The sequence below is a fragment of the Thalassospira sp. MCCC 1A03138 genome (genome assembly GCF_002115785.1).
Taxonomy (GTDB): domain Bacteria; phylum Pseudomonadota; class Alphaproteobacteria; order Rhodospirillales; family Thalassospiraceae; genus Thalassospira.
Genome location: NZ_JFJY01000006.1, coordinates 232029 through 251742, shown reverse-complemented (window position 1 = coordinate 251742; position 19714 = coordinate 232029). Strand labels below are relative to the sequence as shown.

Below are 19714 nucleotides of genomic sequence, written 5' to 3'. Positions count from 1 at the left end.
AGGATCACGCGGGGCTGGACAAATCGTCAATCTTGATCAAGATAATCAATATGAAAAATCTGGATGATCCGATGAATGAAACCGCATTTTTCACGCTGTCGGCACAGGAAGTCTGTGCGGCGACCGGCATATCGCGCGATACGCTTTATGCCTATGTCAGCCGCGGGATCGTGCGCGCCATTGCCCATCCGGGGGACGCACGCAAAAGCCTTTATGACCATCGCGATGTGCGCAAAATCATCGCGGGTAAAAAACGCGGCCGGTCGCGGCAATCGGTGGCGGCATCGACGATTGACTGGGGCGAACCGATACTGGTGTCGAAAATCACCCGCATTGCCGATGGACGGTTTTTCTATCGCGGCAGGGATGCGGTGGTGCTGTCTGATACCATGACGCTTGAAGATGCCGCGCTTCTTCTGGCGGGGTTGCGGGTCGATCAGGATCGATGCTGCGCGCCCGATTTCATCCCGGCCAATCATGCCACACCGTTTGACCGGATGATTACGATGATGGCGGGCGAGGTGACAAATCACCCGGCCGGGGATGGCCGCCCGGCGGCGGCGAAGCTGATGCGGCTTGCGGCATTGGCGGCGGCCGGTATGCGCGATGACGGTGAAAGTCCGATCCATGTGATGCTGGCGCGGGCCTGGTCGGCAAAGCCGGAAGCGGTGGATTTGCTGCGCCGTGCGCTGGTGCTGTGTGCCGATCATGAATTGAATGCGTCGGCCTATGCGGTGCGGGTGGCGGCATCGGCAGGCGCGAGTGTTCCGGCGTCGTTGCTGGCGGGGTTGGCGACATTATCGGGCACCCGGCATGGCGGGTTAACGCCGCGCTGCCGGGCATGGATGGACCGGGTGGAAAAGCGCAAGATTGATCCGGTGCAGGATGGCGTGCCGCCCGGTTTCGGCCATCCGCTTTATCCCGATGGCGATCCGCGTACGCGTGCGATCATGCAATCCTGCGGGCAGGTCGGCGATGCGTTCTGGGCACGGATTGCGGACCGGGTGACGGATGAAACCGGGCAATATCCCAGCCTTGATTTCGGGCTGGCGTTGCTGGAACGCGAGCTTGATCTGCCGAAAGGGGCGGGGCTTGGCATTTTTGCCGTCGGGCGCATGGCAGGCTGGATCGCGCATCTGTTCGAGCAGCGCCAAAGCGGCAAGATCATTCGGCCGCGGGCGGCTGTGGCCGGGTGAGGGTCCGGAGTTCTGCCCCGGTATGGAGCGTGCGGTGAGATGGACTCCCGCGTTCGCGGGAATCCAGAGGGTAGGTCAGAAAGGGATGATTTCGACCAGCAGCGGGCAGCGCGCCATTTAAGGACAGGCAAGCCCGAGCGCGGGTCAGGCGCGTGATCTGTATCACATCCTTAACTTGTGAAATCATGCCGTCCGGCTATCTTTCTGATCGACAGGATCGCGGAAGGTACAGATGCAGGACCGGCAAACATTTTCCATTCATCATGGCATCGAGGATGGCCATATCGACAAGGCGCTTGATCTTTTCTGGCAGGCGTTTCGTCAGAAACTGGCCCCGGTGATGAAGCCCGAAGACAAGGCGCAATTATTCCTGAGGCGGGTTGTTGATCCGGCCCATGCGATCAGTGCGGTATCGTCCGATGGCGATCTGTTGGGCATTGCCGGTTTCAAAACGGCGCAGGGGGCGTTTATTGGCGGGACGTTATCGGATGTCTGTGCGATTTATGGCCTTTGGGGTGGCTTGTGGCGCGGGATTTTGATCGAGACGCTTGAACGGGATCTGTCCGAGGGGGTTCTGTTGATGGACGGGATTTTTGTTGATTCTGATGCGCGCGGCAGGGGTGTCGGGACGGCACTTCTGGATGCGATTGCACATGAAGCCCGGATGCGTGACCTGAGGCAGGTGCGGCTTGACGTGATCGATACCAATCCGCGTGCCCGGGCACTTTATGAACGATGCGGCTTTGTGGCGGGCGATGTGCAGGAACTTGGCCCGCTTCGTCATTTGTTCGGGTTTCGCACGGCAACAACGATGATGTTACAGGTTTGATGCTGGTTATTGTGCCGGGGATGGGGTTTGCGTGACCTGTCTGATCCAGGTGATGATGTGATCCATCGCGCCGGGGGCATAGGCATGCCGCCCCATCACGACAAAGGCCAGTTTGACGATGTCGGGCATCTGATCGGCAAGCTGATAATTAAACAGGCCTGCGCGCAGCAACCCGTGTGTTGCATCGGGAAGGGTGATGACCCTGTTGAGCGGATTGTTGGGCAGGGCAAGTTTGCGATAGATCGTTGCATTATAAGCGGCATCAACATTCAGATCATCCTCGCCCCAGAGGGCAAGCAGGGGGGATGTGATTGTTTCAAGCAGCCCGGTGGCGTCCGATCCGATATTGCGTTTGACGAATTCATAGCGGTCCTCTGCCATGACTTCCTGATCATGGGGGATGGCGAGATAATCCTGATAGGTGCTGTCGGGGCCGAAAATCCGGTCATCCATGTTGTGCGCGGTTTCAATGCGCATGGCGATTTCATCGGGCCGGGTGCCTAGGGCCGCGAGCCGCGTGCGCATGTAATAGGTTCCCTGTCGCTGCCAATTGACCGCCGCGCCGACCAGGATGTGAAAGGCGGCATCGGGCAGGCGATTGGCGATATCGGGGATGACCCAGCCAGCCTGCGAGAAACCGAGAAAACCGATTTTGCGGTTCTGATTGCCATCAAGATTGCGAAGGGCGGCGAAGGCCGCCATCGCCTCGTTGGCGCGATCATTCATGGATTGATCAAGCCAGTTTCCCGTGCTGTCGGCCACACCTGCCTTGTCCCAGCTATACACACCGATCCCGCCATCCAGCAGTGTATTGATCAGCGGCAGGTAACCGTCATTTGAAAAGCGGTCCTGCGGACCATCGCCATGGATCAGAAGGACAATGGGGGCGGTATTGGCCGCCGCACCATCGGGCAGGATCAGGGTGCCCGAAAGCCGGTTGCCGTGATCGTCAAACTCGACAAGGCGGGTATTGCGACCTTCAAGATCAAAATCGGCAAGCCCCGAAAGGGCAAAGCCAGCGCCAATCACAATAACGATGATCAGGATCGCAAGCCCCGCGAAAAGGCGGCGGCGGTTTGAGGTTTTTTGGGGCACGGGTGGGGCTCCGACTGTTTTGGGGCGGTGGCGGTGATGACTGATTGAAAGTGATCAGGACGATGTCATAAAACGGGTCAGAAGGGCCTGATTGGCGGCGTCAAACGTTACCCGGCCAAGGGCGACCCGGCCATCAAGTGCCTTTTCGACCGCATCAAAATCGGTATCGGAAAAACCGCCACAGGTTTCAATGACCTCTATCCCGTCCTTGGCAAAGCCCTGCGCTGCGACGATCAGGGCCGCGATATTTGACGCGGCAAAGATATGGGTGGTGAAGCCATCGCCGGGCAGGGTGGTTTGCGTCCCCCGCACCGGATATCCGTCGGCCTTGATCAGGAAGGCATAGTTTTTGATCGGCATGGGGCGGCTCGTCGTTTAAGAAAGGAGAAAGTGTTCCGGGAGCAGAGTTACGCGGATGCGTTTGCGCGTCAATCCTGCGATGCCCCAATGAGCCCAGCCCGAATGAACCATGATCGGTCATGATGCCATCTGATGAACCTGTTCTGAATTATCCCGATCATCGCCGCCATGATATCCGTCCGCGCATGATCGCGGCCGAGATTTATCGCGGGTCGAGTTACGGGCCAAAGCACCCGCTTGCGATCCCGCGGGTGTCGCTGGTGGTGGATATGGTGCATGCGATGGGCTGGGTCGATGGGGATAATTATCTGATCGGGCCGGTGGCGACGCCCGGACAATTGGCACGCTTTCACGATCCCGACTATATCGCCGCCGTCGCACAGGCCGAACGCGACCGGATGCTGCCCGAAGACATGATGGTGAAATACGGATTGGGGAAAAACGGCAATCCGATCTATCCGGAAATTTTCCGGCGTCCGGCGACGGCGGCCGGATCATCGATTATGGCCGCACGTCTGATTTCGGATGGCGGGATCATCCATCATCCGGCGGGGGGTACGCATCATGGATTGCGCGACCGGGCATCGGGGTTCTGTTACTTCAACGACCCGGTTCTGGGGATACTTGAATTGCTCGATTCGGGGCTGGATCGCGTGCTTTACCTTGATATTGATGCCCATCACGGGGATGGTGTGCAGATTGCATTTGCCGATGATGACCGTGTTCTGACCGTGTCCATGCATGAAGAAGGACTGTGGCCGAAAACCGGGCATATCGATGATATTGCGGGGGGATTTGCGCGTAACCTGCCGATGCCAAGCGGCATGAATGACGATGAAATGCGTTATGTCCTGAACGAGTATTTCCTGCCACTCGCGCAGCAATTTTCACCACAAGCCATTGTTTTACAATGTGGTTGTGATACATTAGCAGAAGATCCATTATCCAGACAGATGCTGGGAAATCAGGCCATTTGGGACGTGGTCGGGGCCATGATCAAGATGGCACCCAGATGTCTTGTACTGGGGGGCGGAGGATATAATCCTTATGGGGTTGCGCGCTGTTGGTCCGGGGTGTGGGCGGTTGTAAACGAAATCGAAATACCCCCTGTGTTATCCGTCACAGCGGAAAATATCCTGCGTGCCATAAAATGGGCACATAGCCGTGGAAAGCAGCCGGACGAAAAAATGCTGACCAGCATTAGAGATCCGTGGCGCGGCGGGGACATACGTGACGAAGTCAGGACACGCGTCCATAGACTGAAGGGGTATGGGTTATGAAGTCGTTCATTCAAATGACCTTGGTCGTTTGCTTTATCAGTGCTGCCGTTGTGGCGGGGCTGAATGCAAAGGCGACAGGGTTTGAACGATCGCGCCTGCTGGTCGATGGCAAGGTTTTCAATGTTGAAATGGCAGTAACACCTGATGAACGGTCGCGCGGATTGATGTTCCGCACCGAAATGGCGGATGATGCCGGGATGCTGTTTGATTTTGGCCGCGCCAGCGACATTTCGATGTGGATGAAGAACACCTTCATTTCACTTGATATGCTGTTTATCGACAAGAATGGCGTGATTGTCGGAATTGAAAAACGCACGGTGCCGAAATCCGAAACCATCATTCCGGGGCCAAAGCCGGTGCGCTTTGTTCTGGAACTCAATGGCGGATCGGCCGACCGGTTGGGATTTGAAGTTGGCGAGAAGGTCGAAGGGCTGCCGCGCTAAGACATGGTAGCGGCACCTGCGATGCGCCCGTTGCGGCCACGTGATCCTCAATCAGCAATAGCAAGGCCGCGGATGATTTCTGCGGCCTTTGGTTTTTGACCTGCATTTTATTTCCAATCCGGGCAAAAAACGCATAATGCGGTCTTGCCCACCCGGAATTATGGTGCTAAATCCACATCCGCGTCGGGGAGTAGCGCAGTCTGGTAGCGTACCTGCTTTGGGAGCAGGGGGTCGCGAGTTCGAATCTCGCCTTCCCGACCATTTTTCCCTTTTGCCATACGGACACGTTTTCATGTGCCGGCAAAAGGTGTAAAAGATGATGTGACAGCGGGTGTTAGAGAGCCCCGTATTGTTGTCATCTTATCCGACGGTCAAGACGAGGGTCCCGATGAAGGTCCGTGTTTACAAACCTGCCAAAAACGCCATGCAGTCCGGTCGTGCCGCGACCAAACACTGGGTGATGGAATTTGAACCGGGTGCAAAGAAGGTTGCCGATCAGCTTATGGGCTGGATCGGATCGACCGATACCCGCGGCCAGGTGCGCATGTATTTCGATACCCTTGAAGAAGCACAGGCATTTGCCGCCCGTCACAAGCTGATTGCCGATATCGAACAGCCGAAATCGCGCGTCCGCCGGGTGCAGGCCTATGCCGACAACTTCGCGTTCAAACGCGTCGTCTGATCTTTCGGCCACCAAGACGGTCGATCACCATCATCGGGGCGGTTTCCGCCCCGTTCGTCTGACAGAAGACGTTAAAGACTGAAAAGATATCAGCCGGGCAGGCGTCCAATGCTTTGCCCCGGGGCACCAACCGGCCCCCACAGCGGTCCCTTAGCTCAACTGGATAGAGCAACAGACTTCTAATCTGTAGGTTGCAGGTTCGAGTCCTGCAGGGATCGCCATTCTTCTGTTTAAGCATCATATAAATATGGCTTGGGCCTTTGCTCTGAGTTGATATATTCTTCTTCGATTATTTTTTCGATATTCTGAAGGCTTGTTATTACATCAGAAACTATTTGGCGTGCTGAGAGTAGTGCGCCTGAATTTTTAAACTCAAGTGAGTTTTCTGGCTCTTTTCTTGATCTCTCAATTAGAAATTTTAATTGAATGAGGGATATTGAAATATCATTCAGTTCTTTCGATAGTATTAGGTCGTATAGGTTAGCCTTACAGCAAATTTCCCAGATGCTCTCGTAGTTTTTGAGAATGAGTTCTGTGTGCGGTGCGGCGTCAAAATCATGTTTCAACTGTGATGTTGCCGAGAAAATATCTGCTTTAAACATCATTAATATTCGGAAGTCACGAGATATAAAATTCAATGTATTTTGATTGTCATTTTGTGTTTGACGGAGAGTCGCCGCTTGATAGGCTATTAATGCTGAGTAAAGTGCAAATCCTCCTACTGATAGTGCCTCCCATTCAATGTGATTTATAAAATCTAATTCATGTGCACCTGAAATATTCAAACAAGTTAATATTATTCCTGATGCGGATATAAAGACGCTAATTATTAGAACGTATTTATATTTCTGATAAATTTTCATATTATTCATTTTGATGACTATATTTTACGCTAATCAATGATATTTAAATTTTTGAATTTATTTTAAAATTTATAGTGATTTCTTCTATTCTCTCATTTGGGACCTAAAAGGGGATAGTTCCATTTTTCTGAGAGCGAAGGTCTACTACTTGTTGATATGTTTCAAAGTGCTGCCCCTTTATTAACAGTTGGCGCAGTGATGCTAGTGAACTGCACGCAGCCCTTTGATTTGCAAGAGGGTAGAGGCTGCGAACCTGATGATCTGACGTTCGGCTCGAAAGACTGCATCAGGTAGTTGTGGTAGACTGGGCAGCAGATTTCCTTGGTTTTCTATGTGTTGCATCTCACGCCAAACGTTCGAGCAAAATCGGGCGGCATCATTCAACTTGGTGATTTCTTCAATCAGAGTGCCGATGAACTCTATTTCAAGAGGAGAAAGTTCCTCTCTCTTATGTTCGCGAAGCCAAGTTAGCTCTGTTGAGGTTCGTTTTGCCAGCCTAATTATCTCGTTAAATTCGTCCAGAGGATAATCGTTGCATCGAATGACAATTTTGATAGCTAATGCTGGAGGTGCTTCGTACCGAGCAAGGTCAGCTATATTGACGGGGTTCCAAAGGTTTGGAGCATCCACTATTTGCTTGATGTCTTCAAACAGAGTTCGCTGCAATTTGCTGTGTTTCTCCGCCAGCCCAGCTATTCTCATAAGATAGTTGTCGCAGTATTCAAATCTCTTTTGAATTGGACGTAGAAGCCTTTTTTCTTGGGCTATCAAGGATCTATGAAAGCTCCAATTCGCTACAGCGAACGTCCCCATGACACCAACAAATGCACCTCCAATGCTTGCCCAGCCGTCTCCAATAGCAATTGGGAGGAAGTTGGCTGCAACTATGGACCCAATCGGTATGCCTGCTATGGCACCCACCGTCAGGGCTACGGCAATGTATACCGGTTTTTCACTCACGGCGTTTTTGTTCCCCTGATCCCCACGACGTTGCTGAGGTTAACATACTGCAACCTGCAATCGAAATGTCTTGTAATAAAGAAGGCTGCAAGGCGCCGGATTGTAGGACGCTGACCATCATGAGCGTCGGTGCGGCAAACATACTCCGCGGGAATTTACTCACCACAATCGCATTGTGTCGGGACAGGAAAAAGAATTTGAGACAGTCGGCGAATTGCGAGCCAATCAGCGCAATCCAGCTCAGGGGGAAGTTTGGTTTGGCGATGGCATACAAGGAAAACAACGAACCGCAAAAGGCAGATAGGGGGTATCTTGCCGTCCGATTGTCTATCAAGGTTACCGATCTTGCGGCCTTTCGGCGGCGGAAATATCAGTAAGGCGTTGTTCGGGCGTATTATCTCGCAGCGAGGTATCGACCCGGGCGGTGATTAAGAGCGATGATCAGGTTGAGCACGACAGCGCCGAGGATCGAGAGCAGGACCTTGTCGAACGGCAGGGTCAGGAAGGCGCAGGCGAGGATGACCAGATCGACGGCGAGCTGGAAATAACCCGCGCGGATGCCGAGATGTTCCTGCAGGTACAGGGCGAGGATATTGATCCCGCCGAGCCCCGCGCGATGGCGAAACAGCATCAGAAGGCCGATCCCCATCAGCGCACCGCCCGCAATGGCGGCGAAGATCGGGTTGAGCATCGAGAAATCGATCCACATCGGCATCAGTTTGGAAAACACCGAAACAAGCCCGACCGCGATGAAGGTCTTGATGGTGAAAGCAAGCCCTATGCGTTTGAAGGCCAGCCAGTAAAACGGCAGATTGATTGCAAAGAAGATCACGCCAAAACCGATACCGGTAGCATGTTCGATCAGAAGGGCCGCCCCCGCCGTGCTGCCGGTGACCAGCACGCTTTCGCTATAGAGCATCACACCGAGCGACACGACCATGGTGCCGAGCAGAAGCGCCAGCACATCCTCGTACAGGCGATGGCCGAGATCGGGCTTGGTGGTTTCGGCGGTGTTGGTTGTGGTGCTGGTCATGAAGCGATCACGGGCCCAAGGATTGAATAGACTGTCAAATTACGCTTTTCGCATGTGCGAAACAAGCCGGGTGCGGAAAGCGGGGGCAATATGATGGTTTTTGGCGGGCCGGGGGGATTTAACGCAAAAGACCGGCCTGCTGGGGGCCGGTCTTGATGGTTTTATGCGCTATGCCGCTGCTTCTCAGGCGGCGCGATCCCATTCCGGGGCGAAATCGGGATCGATCAGGCGGCCGTCTGGCTTGGCGAGTTCGTGGATGTCGGCCATGTCGGCGTCCGACAGCTCGAAATCAAAGATATCGAAATTGGCCTGGGCGTTTTTGGGCGAACCCGATTTGGGGATGGCCATGACGCCATCCTGTTGCAGCAGCCAGCGCAGGGTGACCTGTGCCGGGGATTTGCCATAGGATTTGGCGATGGCAACCAGCGTTTCGTCATTCATCACCTTGGCACGTGCCAGCGGGCAATAGGCGGTCAGCAGCATGTCATGGCTGCGCACGCAATCAAGCACCTTGGACTGGTCAAGATAGGGGTGATATTCGACCTGATTGACGGCAAGGGGAAGGTTGCTGTGGCCGACGGCGCGTTCGATCAGGGCGGTCGGGAAATTGGAAATCCCGATCAGGTGCGTCATGCCGAGGTTTTTGACCTCGTTCAGCGCCGCGATGGTTTCGCGCAGCGGGATTTCATCATTTGGCCAATGGAGCAGCAGCAGATCGACATGGTCAAGGTCAAGCTTGCGCAGGCTTTCGACCACGGATGTTTGCAGATCGCCGCTTTGGAATTTGTCGGGCCAGATTTTGGTGGTGAGGAAGTAGTCATCACGTGAAAGGCCGGATGATTTCAGGCCGCGACCAACCCCTTCCTCGTTATGATACATCTGGGCGGTATCGAAATGGCGGTAACCGATTTTGGCGGCTTCGGCGACCATATGTTCGGCGGCCGCGTTATCGAGCTCGTATGTCCCAAAGCCGAGTGCGGGGATTTTCGTACCCTGCCAGTTCCGGAAAATCATGATGTTCTACCCCCTTCGATTTGATTTGATTGTTTTGAGAGTTCGGAAAACCGAAGTCAGCTTTCCTGATCTGTGTCAGATTTAGTGCAGCGCAACAGCAGCGCAACCTGTACGGGCGGATGGTGGATGCTGTCCTTCGGTTTGGCGAGGGGATAGAATGCCGATGAAAAACGGCAAGAAAAAGGGCGATCACCAAGAATGGGATCGCCCGAAGTTCAGGACTTAGAGTGAGGCTGTATCAAGCCAAGACCCAATCTGATCCAATTTCGGGTTGGGGGCCTTGATGTGGCTCAAATGCCAAAAACAATCAGGATTTTTCGGCGGTTTCCGAGACGGCGGCATTCAGGTGATGAAGCGAATCACGGATGACCTGCGGGCCGAGATCCTTTGTGATAAACACGATTTTTGATCGGCGATCCTCGTCAGGCCATGCGGGCAGGGTGGCGGGTGGATGAAAAACATGCTGCACGGCATGGATCGCGACCGGGCTGCTTTCACCGACCAGGTTCAGGATGCCCTTGACGCGCAGAAGGCTTTCGCCGCGCATCTGGGTGAAGATTTCCGCCCAGGTGACGAACGCATCCCAATGCAGCGGTTCGTCAAAGGTGATGCAGAAGGACCGGATATGGTCATCATGCCGGTTGACGTCTTGTGCATCGGCGTGGTGGTGGTGATCATGGCCGTGGTGGTCATGCGCGTGATCATGCCCGTGACCATGATCGTGAGGGTCGTCGCCGTGCTGCTCATACGCCTCGTCGCGCAGCCATTTCTGCACATCCATGCTTTTGGTCGCCGGGTCATACAGCCCGGCATTGAACAGCTTGGCCGGATCAATATCGCCCATGGTGACGGCATGGATCGGGGCGGCCGGGTTAAGATGCCGCAGGCGGGCTTCAAGGGTTGCCAGCATTTTGGCATCGGCCAGATCGGATTTGGTGATCAGGATGCGGTCGGCGACGGCGGCCTGCTTTACACTTTCGGGATGGTCATCAAGCTGGCCCGCGCCATGCAGGGCATCAACGGTGGTCACCACGCTATCAAGGCGGAATTTGGCGGTCAGCAACGGATCGGTCATCAGGGTGTGGAGGATCGGGGCGGGATCGGCCAAGCCGGTGGTTTCGATGATCACGCGGTCGAATTCCGGTACTTCGCCACGGGTGCGTTTGACAAACAGATCGCGCAAACCCGAAATCAGATCACCGCGCACCGAACAGCAGATGCAGCCGGAATTCAGCAGCACGACATCCTCGGACACCTCGCGTACCAGAAGGTGATCAAGCCCGATTTCGCCAAATTCATTGATCAGAACGGCGGTCTTTGCCATGCCGTCGTGAGCGAGAAGGGCATTGAGAAGGGTTGTCTTGCCACTGCCAAGGAAGCCGGTGATGACGGTGGTGGCAACGCGGTCAAACTGTTCGTCGGAAATCGCCATGTCTGATGCTTACTTTTTGCCGTAAAGGTCTTCGACGGCGATTTCGGGTTGGGAAATCACCACTTCCTCGCCATCGCGGGCGGCGAAATAGAAACAGTTGCGACGCCCGGTGTGGCAGGCAACGCCAAGCTGATCAACCTGTACCAGCACGGTATCCTGATCGCAGTCATAGCGGAAATCGATCAGTTTCTGTAGCTGGCCGGAGCTTTCGCCCTTGCGCCAGAGCTTGCCGCGCGAGCGTGAGTAATAGCAGACCCGGCCGGTTTCAAGCGTTTCGATTACCGCATCGCGGTTCATCCAGGCCATCATCAGAACCTCGCCACTGTCATGCTGCTGGGCGATTGCCGGGATCAGGCCGCTTTCATTGAATTTCAGTTTGTCGGCAATCTTTGAATTGGCGGCAGTTGTGGTCTCGGTCATCGAAGGCTCCGGTCGATGGTTGTTGACTTTTTGCGGCAGTCACGTCAAGAAATGATATATTATAACATATCACCCTGTGCCATGGCTTTTTGCAGATTAACGCAAATAGCCCGGCGTGACTTCGGATGTGCGACATGACCGATCTTTTCCCGAAAAAGGGCCACGATCACGACAGATGTATCGATAGCGCAATCGCGCAGGCAGAGAAAGTCTGCGAGGCGGAAAATGCGCGTTTTACCGATATGCGCCGCAAGGTGTTCAGCCTGATATGGCAATCGCACAAGGCGGTTACCGCCTATGAACTGCTTGATGCGCTTCAGGCCGAGGGGCAGCGCGTGCAGCCGCCGACCGTGTATCGGGCGCTGGAATTCCTGACCGATCTTGGGCTGGTGCACCGTATTGAGTCGCTGAATGCCTATTTCGGTTGTGATCAGCCCGATTGCGATCATCTGGGGCAGTATTTCATTTGCACCAGATGTGGGCGCGTTGCCGAAACGGTGGATGAGGATGTAAGCATCGCGGTTCGCAAGGCGGCCAAGCAGGTCGGATTTAAAATCGAAGCCACCACTGTTGAAATCAAAGGCCTGTGTCATGACTGCACCACTCATTGAAGGACGGGGACTGATCCTGTCCTTTGGCAATGAACGGGTGCTTGATAACGTGACGCTTTCGATCAATGCGGGCGAGATCATGACCCTGATCGGGCCAAACGGGGCGGGTAAATCAACACTGGTCAAAACCCTTCTGGGGCTTCAGAGCGCCGATCAGGGCGAGGTGATCCGCAAGCCGGGCCTTCGTATTGGCTATGTGCCGCAAAAGCTTGCGATTGATCAGGTTTTGCCGATGACGGTGAAACGGTTCCTGACACTGACCCGTTCGGCATCGCGCGGCGATTGCCAGAAGGTTCTTGAACAGGTCGGTGCCAGCCATGTGATCGATAGCCAGATGAGCAGCCTTTCGGGGGGCGAGACGCAGCGCGTGATGCTGGCGCGGACTTTGTTGCTGCGCCCGGATTTGCTGGTGCTGGACGAGCCGACCCAGGGGGTTGATGTGACCGGGCAGGCGGAGCTTTACCGCCTGATTGATGATATCCGGGCCGAGCTTAACTGTGCGGTTTTGATGATTTCGCATGATCTGCATCTGGTGATGGCAAAGACCGATCAGGTGGTATGCTTTAACCGGCATGTCTGTTGTTCCGGCATCCCCGAAACCGTGCGTCAGCATCCTGAATACAGATCCCTGTTTGGGGATCGGGCGGCGGATGCGATTGGCATTTATACCCATGCGCATGATCACGAACATGACCTTGCCGGGCATGTTGTTGATGGCGGGGATGGCCATGATCATCATCATGGCCATGTTCACGGGCCGGGATGCGCGCATGGCCATCATCATCATGAAGAAGAAATCGACGAAAAAGATCGGATATGGCGGCCGCAATGATGGATGATTTTCTGACCCGTGCGGTGATCGGCGGGATTTTGCTGGCATTTGTCTGCGGGCCGTTCGGGGCGTTTATCGTCTGGCGACGCATGGCGTTTTTTGGCGATACGCTGGCGCATTCGGCGTTGCTGGGGGTTGCACTTGGACTTTTGATGGGGGTGGATGTCCGGATCGGGATGATTGCCACCTGTCTTGCCGCCGCCCTGATCCTCGCCATCGGACAACGTCAGAGCCGCCTTGGCAGTGATACGGTTCTGGGGATGCTGGCGCATTCGACACTTGCCCTTGGCATGGTCGCACTTGCCTTTGTGCAGGGGATTGCGGTTGACCTGATGGCATATCTGTTTGGGGATATTCTGGCGGTCAATGTTGCCGACATCTGGCTTTTGGGGCTGGGCGGTGGATTGGCGCTTCTGGTACTGGTCTGGATGTGGCGGCCTTTACTAGCGCTTACCGTCAGCCCGGAAATTGCCGCGGCCGAGAGCATTCCGGTCGAACGGCTGCGTCTGGTTTTCATGCTGCTGATGGCGCTTGTGATCGGCATGGCGATCAAGATTGTCGGGGTTCTTCTGATCACGGCCCTTTTGATCGTGCCGGCCGCCAGTGCCAGGTTTTTTGCCAGAACACCCGAACAGATGGCGATTGGTGCGGCCCTGTTTGGCGCGGCGTCCGTCATGGCCGGGATCAGCCTTTCGTGGCATGTCGATAGCCCGGCTGGGCCAAGCATCGTGATTTCGGCGGCGGGGTTGTTCCTGCTGGTCGGGATGGCATCCCCCGTGATTCGCCGTTTGCGGGGATAACCCGGTATCGGTAATGTTTGGATTGCGCGCAGTTATAAATGAAACAGGGACGGACAATATGCGGGTGATCAGGGTTGCGATTGCGGGTTTCGGTGGCGTTGGCCGCGCCACGGCAAATCTGCTTTTGGCACGTCGGGAGCATTACCGCAGCGTTTACGATACGGATGTTCGTCTGGTGGCGGTGTGCGGATCGCGTTCGGGCCTGTTTGATGCAAACGGGCTTGATGCCGATCAGTTTGATGCGCTGGAGCCGGGCCTGAGCGGGCCGGACTTTATCAGCACGTCCGGGGCAGATGTCCTGATTGAGGCCGGACCCAGCGATTTCCGCACGGGCGGTCCGGGGCTTGCCTATATTCATTCCGCCCTTTCGAGCGAGCGGGACACGATTGTGATTTCCAAGGGCGCGCTGGTCCATAGCGGACGGGAATTGCGCGATCTGGCGAAGGCATCGGGGGCGATTTTAAAGCTGAGTGGCGCAAGTGCCGCGGCCCTGCCGACCATTGATCTTGTTGAACATAGTCTGACCGGCTGCCGGGTTTTAAGTGTTGAAGGCATTTTGAATGCCACGACCAATTTCCTTCTGGATGCGATGGTGTCGAAAGGTGTGGGCTTTGACGCAGCGCTGAAAGAGGCGCAAAAAGGCGGCTTTGCCGAGGCTGATACGCGCAACGATACCGAAGGCTGGGACACGGCATGCAAGCTGTTGCTTCTTGCGAATTTTGGTCTGGGGGCGGAGCTTGCGATGGATGACCTTGTTGTCGAGGGCATTCACGGTGTTACCGCAGACCGGATTGATGCGTGGCGGGCGGAGGGCCTTGTTCCGAAGCTTGTCGGCCGTCTGGAATGTGCGGATGACGGGACGATTTCTGCGCGTGTCGGTGTCAGGGCTTATGCCAATTCGGATCCCCTGGCGCAAGTCAGTGGCAAGAACAAGGCAATCCGGATCACCACCGATGCAATGGGCGAGACAATCGCCATCGGGTGCGGTAAAGAGCCGCTGGCGACGGCGGCCGCAGCCCTGAAGGATTTTGAGCATATCCTGAAAGCCAGAGTGGCCTGATCCGTGCAGAACGCCTAGTGTTTCGGACCGGATGGGGATTGGGGAATCCCGCCATTTTCAAAGGCGGCTGATAGAAAATCGATCAGGCAGCGGACCCGTTTGGGTTGGTTGCTGCCAGCGGGAAATACGATCTGAAGGTCGGTTCCGGGCGGCGAGAAGTCTTTCAGGACCGGAACGATGCGGCCATCGCGGATATCGTCTTCGATATCCCAATGGGACTTCATCCCGATCCCGTATCCGCCCAATATCCATTGGCGGATCAAAGAGCCGTCATTGGCGCTTTTGTTGCCCCGGACCATGAACATCTTAAGTTTGCCATCAACGATAAACGGCCATTCCTGATTGAGCTGATTGCCAAAGCGCATGACAAGACAATTGTGGTTGGCAAGATCGTCGGGGGTTTTGGGAGTTCCGTATCTGGCAAGATATTGCGGCGATGCGCAGGCAAGCCGGTAACTTGAGCCAAGGCGACGGCGCATCAGGCTGCTGTCTGCCAGCGCGCCATAGCGCAAGGCAAGGTCGATGCCCTGGGCAACGATATCAACATACCCATCCGACAGGACAAGGTCGATACGGATATCGGGATGCATTTCCATAAACTGATCAAGGATCGGGGCCAGTCGGTTACGGCCAAGATCAAAGGTGGCACTGATGCGGATCAGTCCCGAAAGGTGATCTGCCCCGTGGCGGATTTGCGATTGCAGGTCGTGGGCATCGCCCACCAGCTGTTTGGCGCCGTCCAGAAGCAGGCGGCCTTCATCCGTCAGACTGATGGCACGTGTGGTGCGATTTAAAAGCCGTACGCCGTAATGGTCTTCGAGGGCGGTGACACGTTCGGATACCGATGCCGGAGAATAACCGAAATCACGCCCGGCGGCGGCAAGACCACCTTTTTCAACGATGCGGACAAAGAGTGACAGATTGGCCAATAGGTCCATTGTTCGGATTTTCCAAAAAGAATTTGCGAAATTTTGCCAATTATTTTGGAAACCCGCAATTGATAAGGTTTGCCCAATGACCTCAACGCCCCGGTCATGCAGGGGAAACTGGCGATTTGATTGTGTAAGCGGCGATTCCGCAATAAGCTGTGCGCCCCAATCCCGCAGTCACATAGACCTTGCATGGTCGGGCATCTTAACAATGGAAAGAGACGTGACGATGAGCAGCTTATTGTTTGCAAGCCATGACCTGCGCGGGATTGACATACCAAACCGCATTGTTATGGCACCGATGACCCGCTGCCGTACGGATCAGCCGGGCGATATTCCCAACGATCTGATGGCAACCTATTATGCGCAGCGCGCAACGGCCGGGTTGATCGTGACCGAAGCAACCCAGATTTCCAAGCAGGGACAGGGATATTCCTTTACCCCCGGAATTTACAGTGATGATCAGATTGCCGGTTGGCGCAAGGTAACCGATGCGGTTCACAAGGCTGGCGGGCGTATTTTCCTGCAGCTTTGGCATGTTGGCCGGATGAGCCACGAAAGTTTCCATGCGGATGGCAAGCCGGTTGCACCATCGGCCCTGTCGCCGGATGCACAGGTTTGGGTGGCCGATCCCGTGACGGGGGTGGGGGGAATGGTTGATTGCCCGGTCCCGCGCGCCCTGACACTTGAAGATATTGCCGGTGTGATCGAGGATTTCCGCAAAGGGGCGGCCAATGCAATTGCCGCCGGTTTTGACGGTGTTGAGCTGCACGGGGCGAATGGATATCTGATCGATCAGTTCCTGCGGACAACATCAAACCAGCGTGACGATATTTATGGTGGCAGTCAGGAAAACCGCATTCGGTTCCTTAAGGACGTTTGCAAGGCGGTTGCCGATGAAATCGGTGCGGACAGGGTCGGTATCCGTTTGTCGCCCTTTATCACCCAGCGCAATATGAACGATCCGGAAATCATTGATACGATGCTGAAAGCATCCGAAGAGATCGAGCGTATCGGGCTTGCCTATATCCATCTGTCGGAAGCCGATTGGGATGACGCGCCGCAAATCCCCGAACAGTTCCGCAAGGATTTGCGCAATGTTTATTCCGGCACGATCATCGTCGCGGGCAAATATACCAAGTCGCGTGGCGAGGCGATCCTGCAAGCCGGTTATGCGGATCTGGTGGCCTATGGTCGTCCGTTTGTCGCCAATCCCGATCTGGTGGCGCGTTACAGAAATGATCTGCCGCTTGACGAGCTTGATGGGGCAACGTTGTTTGGTGGTGACGGCAAAGGTTACACCGACTATATGCCGAGCAAAGCGGCATAAACCGTTATATTGGTTCGATGTATTGAAAATGGCGCGGATGCTTCCGCGCCATTTTGCATTTTGGGGGCGTCTTTGCCTTAGGCCATTTCAAGTCGTGCAAACCCGGCTTCCAGATCGGCGATCAGGTCGTCGGTGTCTTCAAGACCGATATGAAGGCGGATCAGTTGGCCGTCTTCGTTCCATTTGGTCGCGGTGCGGATGTTTTTCGGATCAGACGGCAGGATCAGGCTTTCGAAGCCGCCCCAGCTAAATCCCATGCCAAACAGATCCATGTGATCGACCATATTGGCGAGCTGCGTTTTTGTGACCGGTTTCAGGATAAAGGAAAACAGGCCCGATGCGCCGATGAAGTCACGTTTCCAGATGGCATGGCCCGGATCATCGGGCAGGGCCGGGTGCAGGACGCGTTTGACCTCGGGGCGGGTTTGCAGCCATTGGGCGACCTTAAGGCCGCTTTCATGATGCTGGCGCAGGCGTACGCCAAGGGTGCGAAGGCCACGTTGTGCCAGATAGCAATCATCGGGGCCAACTGCATCGCCCGAGATGATGATCTGCTTCTTGATGGTCAGAAGGTCTTCTTCGGTCGCAGTGGTGATCGTGCCCAGCATGACATCGGAATGGCCGACGATGTATTTCGTGCCGGCCTGTACCGATACATCAACCCCCATGTCAAACGGACGGCACAGCATCGGCGATGCCCAGGTGTTATCAAGCAAGACCTTGACCCCGCGTGCACGGGCCGCCGCCGAAATCGCCGGGATATCCTGCATTTCAAAGGTCAGCGAGCCTGGGCTTTCGCACCAGACGAGGGCGGTATTGTCGCGGATCAGGTCGGCGATATCGCCGCCGATGGCCGGGTCGTAATATTCGGTTTCAACGCCAAAGCGTTTCAGAAACGTGTTGCACAGATTGCGCGTCGGGTAATAGGTGCTGTCGGTCACCAGAATATGATCGCCCGGTTTGACAAAGGCCAGGATCGCATTGGTGATCGCCGCCACACCGGACGATACGCACAGGGTGCCAAAGCCGCCTTCGAGCTCGGCCACGGCTTCTTCAAGCAGGAAGCGTGTCGGGGTGCCATGCCGCCCGTAAGTCACCTTGCCCGGTGCGGATGATCCGGCCTTTTCAAGGTCGGCCAGGCTTTCAAACAGAATGGTCGAGGCATGCAGAACCGGCGGGTTGACCACACCGTGATATTCGCTGGAACGCCGACCGGCATGGACCAGTTGGGTTGCGGGCTTTTGGGGGCGGTGACCTGACATGGGTGGCTTTTCTCCTTGGGTGCGCCGGGGTTGACGACGCGTGGGGCCTTGAATTTGTTCCATAACTCAAAGCATTTCATGTCACCGGGTTCAAGGTTTTTTCACCGCAAAGAGTTGTGAAATCGCCATTTTGCGATATTTCAAGCCTTATGCCTCGCGTCCGGTTCAGGGCCGCGTTACAACAGGTAAAACCCGTTTAATCCGATCCGACTTGCAGGAGGCCCCGTGCTTGAACTTCAGGATTTTCGTGCGGCGCGTCGCGCCATTTCCGAACATGTGCGCCTGACGCCGGTATTTGCCGCCGATATTTATGGCGACAAGTCGGTTTTTCCCGACCGGGATCATATTCCGGATTTGTATCTGAAACTTGAAAACATGCAGGTATCGGGCTCGTTCAAGGCGCGCGGGGCGATGAATGCCGCCCTTGCCCTTGATGAAGACAAGCGTGCCATGGGGCTTTGCACAGCATCGGGCGGCAATCATGGCATGGGGGTGATCAATGCGGCCCGTGTGCTGGGCGTGCCGGTCAAAATCTTTTTGCCGACCAATACGCCAAAGCCCAAGGTCGAAAAGCTGCGCAAGCAGGGTGTTGACGTCGCATTGACCGGGGCGGTCTGGGACGATGCCAACCGGGCGGCCATGGATCATGCACGTGAAAGCGGCATGGCCTATATCCATCCCTTTGCCGATCCCAAGGTGATTGCAGGGCAGGGCACGATTGCGCTTGAGATGCTTGAACAGCAGGCCGACCTTGATACGCTGGTGGTGGCGATTGGCGGTGGCGGGCTTATTTCAGGGGTGGCGACGGCGGCCAAGCTTTTGCGGCCATCGATCCGGGTGATCGGGGTCGAGCCGACCGGGGCACCGACATTGTTCGAGAGCCTCAAGCATAACGAGGTCGCGACATTGCCAAGTGTGAATACGGCAGCAACCAGTCTGGCACCGCGTCAGTCATCGGCGTTGAATGTTGATCTGATTGGCAGGAATGTCGACCGGATCGTTCTGGTCAGCGATGATGAAATGCGCGATGCGGCACGCTGGCTTTGGCGGGAATTGGGAATTGCCGTGGAGCTTTCGGCGGCTGCCGGGATTGCGGCAGTGGCTTCTGACCGGCTGGGTGTTGAAAGCCCCGGCAAGATCGGGGTCGTGATTTGCGGTACCGGTTCGGACGGGATGGCGTGATCAAATAAAAAAGGACGAAACCGCTGGGCTTCGTCCTTTTTTAAACCAAACGCCATCCGAAAAACGGATGGCGTGGAAACTTGTAGCGTCGCAAACCGCCA

General features: G+C 55.5%; 21 protein-coding genes and 2 tRNA genes. 13 read left to right on the top strand and 10 right to left on the bottom strand.

The window, feature by feature from the left end:
* Nucleotides 1-50: 50 nt before the first annotated feature.
* Nucleotides 51-1196 (top strand): citrate/2-methylcitrate synthase, encoded by a 1146-nt coding sequence (locus tag TH468_RS14195; RefSeq protein WP_085645146.1) that lies wholly within the window; start codon nucleotides 51-53, stop codon nucleotides 1194-1196.
* 232 nt (nucleotides 1197-1428) lie between these two features.
* A complete protein-coding gene (locus TH468_RS14190; RefSeq protein ID WP_085645144.1) occupies nucleotides 1429-2025 on the top strand; it encodes an N-acetyltransferase in 597 nt (198 codons plus the stop codon).
* Nucleotides 2026-2031: 6 nt separating this feature from the next.
* On the opposite strand, the gene TH468_RS14185 is transcribed toward TH468_RS14190, so the two are convergent.
* Both TH468_RS14185 and TH468_RS14180 read right to left on the bottom strand, forming a co-directional pair.
* Nucleotides 2032-3120 (bottom strand): S9 family peptidase, encoded by a 1089-nt coding sequence (locus TH468_RS14185; protein ID WP_085645142.1) that lies wholly within the window; start codon nucleotides 3118-3120, stop codon nucleotides 2032-2034.
* Nucleotides 3121-3174: 54 nt separating this feature from the next.
* Entirely contained in the window at nucleotides 3175-3480 is a 306-nt protein-coding gene (locus TH468_RS14180; RefSeq protein ID WP_085645140.1) for a DUF6506 family protein, read from the bottom strand.
* Nucleotides 3481-3599: 119 nt separating this feature from the next.
* On the opposite strand from TH468_RS14180, the gene TH468_RS14175 reads away from it, so the two are divergent.
* From TH468_RS14175 to TH468_RS14155, 5 genes are all read left to right on the top strand, one after another.
* A complete protein-coding gene (locus tag TH468_RS14175) occupies nucleotides 3600-4760 on the top strand; it encodes an acetoin utilization protein AcuC (RefSeq protein WP_085645138.1) in 1161 nt (386 codons plus the stop codon).
* Entirely contained in the window at nucleotides 4757-5203 is a 447-nt protein-coding gene (locus tag TH468_RS14170) for a DUF192 domain-containing protein (protein WP_062951848.1), read from the top strand. Before TH468_RS14175 ends, TH468_RS14170 begins: the two co-directional genes overlap by 4 nt.
* A 184-nt stretch (nucleotides 5204-5387) precedes the next feature.
* A tRNA-Pro gene (locus tag TH468_RS14165) sits at nucleotides 5388-5464 on the top strand.
* A 127-nt stretch (nucleotides 5465-5591) separates the two neighbouring features.
* Nucleotides 5592-5885, top strand: coding sequence for an ETC complex I subunit (locus TH468_RS14160; RefSeq protein ID WP_062951849.1), 294 nt, complete (start codon nucleotides 5592-5594; stop codon nucleotides 5883-5885).
* A gap of 144 nt (nucleotides 5886-6029) precedes the next feature.
* Nucleotides 6030-6106, top strand: a tRNA-Arg gene (locus TH468_RS14155).
* Nucleotides 6107-6115: 9 nt separating this feature from the next.
* Here the strand turns inward: TH468_RS14155 and TH468_RS14150 are convergent.
* The 6 genes from TH468_RS14150 to hisI form a co-directional block, all read right to left on the bottom strand.
* On the bottom strand, nucleotides 6116-6748 hold the full coding sequence (locus TH468_RS14150) for a hypothetical protein (protein ID WP_139834722.1): 633 nt from the start codon (nucleotides 6746-6748) through the stop codon (nucleotides 6116-6118).
* Between the two features lie 201 nt (nucleotides 6749-6949).
* Entirely contained in the window at nucleotides 6950-7708 is a 759-nt protein-coding gene (locus TH468_RS14145) for a hypothetical protein (protein WP_085645134.1), read from the bottom strand.
* A 394-nt stretch (nucleotides 7709-8102) separates the two neighbouring features.
* On the bottom strand, nucleotides 8103-8741 hold the full coding sequence (locus tag TH468_RS14135) for a YitT family protein (protein ID WP_085645130.1): 639 nt from the start codon (nucleotides 8739-8741) through the stop codon (nucleotides 8103-8105).
* 183 nt (nucleotides 8742-8924) lie between these two features.
* Nucleotides 8925-9755 (bottom strand): aldo/keto reductase, encoded by an 831-nt coding sequence (locus tag TH468_RS14130; RefSeq protein WP_085645128.1) that lies wholly within the window; start codon nucleotides 9753-9755, stop codon nucleotides 8925-8927.
* A 307-nt stretch (nucleotides 9756-10062) separates the two neighbouring features.
* A complete protein-coding gene (locus TH468_RS14125; protein WP_085645126.1) occupies nucleotides 10063-11187 on the bottom strand; it encodes a GTP-binding protein in 1125 nt (374 codons plus the stop codon).
* Between the two features lie 9 nt (nucleotides 11188-11196).
* Nucleotides 11197-11607, bottom strand: coding sequence for a phosphoribosyl-AMP cyclohydrolase (hisI, locus tag TH468_RS14120; protein ID WP_085645124.1), 411 nt, complete (start codon nucleotides 11605-11607; stop codon nucleotides 11197-11199).
* Between the two features lie 134 nt (nucleotides 11608-11741).
* Between hisI and TH468_RS14115 the strand changes: the two genes are divergently transcribed.
* The 4 genes from TH468_RS14115 to TH468_RS14100 are packed head-to-tail and all read left to right on the top strand — an operon-like array spanning nucleotide 11742 to nucleotide 14910.
* On the top strand, nucleotides 11742-12218 hold the full coding sequence (locus TH468_RS14115) for a Fur family transcriptional regulator (RefSeq protein WP_085645328.1): 477 nt from the start codon (nucleotides 11742-11744) through the stop codon (nucleotides 12216-12218).
* The gene (znuC, locus tag TH468_RS14110; protein ID WP_085645122.1) at nucleotides 12199-13050 is read left to right on the top strand and encodes a zinc ABC transporter ATP-binding protein ZnuC; all 852 of its coding nucleotides are present in this window, start codon (nucleotides 12199-12201) and stop codon (nucleotides 13048-13050) included. The genes TH468_RS14115 and znuC overlap by 20 nt, the downstream gene beginning before the upstream one ends.
* Complete coding sequence (locus tag TH468_RS14105) at nucleotides 13047-13850, top strand: metal ABC transporter permease (protein WP_231886955.1); 804 nt, start codon at nucleotides 13047-13049, stop codon at nucleotides 13848-13850. Before znuC ends, TH468_RS14105 begins: the two co-directional genes overlap by 4 nt.
* A gap of 58 nt (nucleotides 13851-13908) precedes the next feature.
* The gene (locus tag TH468_RS14100) at nucleotides 13909-14910 is read left to right on the top strand and encodes a homoserine dehydrogenase (RefSeq protein WP_085645326.1); all 1002 of its coding nucleotides are present in this window, start codon (nucleotides 13909-13911) and stop codon (nucleotides 14908-14910) included.
* A gap of 14 nt (nucleotides 14911-14924) precedes the next feature.
* On the opposite strand, the gene TH468_RS14095 is transcribed toward TH468_RS14100, so the two are convergent.
* On the bottom strand, nucleotides 14925-15848 hold the full coding sequence (locus TH468_RS14095; protein ID WP_085645120.1) for a LysR family transcriptional regulator: 924 nt from the start codon (nucleotides 15846-15848) through the stop codon (nucleotides 14925-14927).
* 220 nt (nucleotides 15849-16068) lie between these two features.
* On the opposite strand from TH468_RS14095, the gene TH468_RS14090 reads away from it, so the two are divergent.
* Nucleotides 16069-17169, top strand: a complete 1101-nt coding sequence (locus TH468_RS14090) for an alkene reductase (protein WP_085645118.1) — start codon at nucleotides 16069-16071, stop codon at nucleotides 17167-17169.
* A gap of 77 nt (nucleotides 17170-17246) precedes the next feature.
* Here TH468_RS14090 and metC read toward each other — a convergent pair whose 3' ends face one another.
* The gene (metC, locus tag TH468_RS14085; RefSeq protein WP_085645116.1) at nucleotides 17247-18431 is read right to left on the bottom strand and encodes a cystathionine beta-lyase; all 1185 of its coding nucleotides are present in this window, start codon (nucleotides 18429-18431) and stop codon (nucleotides 17247-17249) included.
* Between the two features lie 225 nt (nucleotides 18432-18656).
* On the opposite strand from metC, the gene TH468_RS14080 reads away from it, so the two are divergent.
* A complete protein-coding gene (locus tag TH468_RS14080) occupies nucleotides 18657-19613 on the top strand; it encodes a threonine/serine dehydratase (protein ID WP_085645114.1) in 957 nt (318 codons plus the stop codon).
* Nucleotides 19614-19714 lie beyond the last annotated feature (101 nt).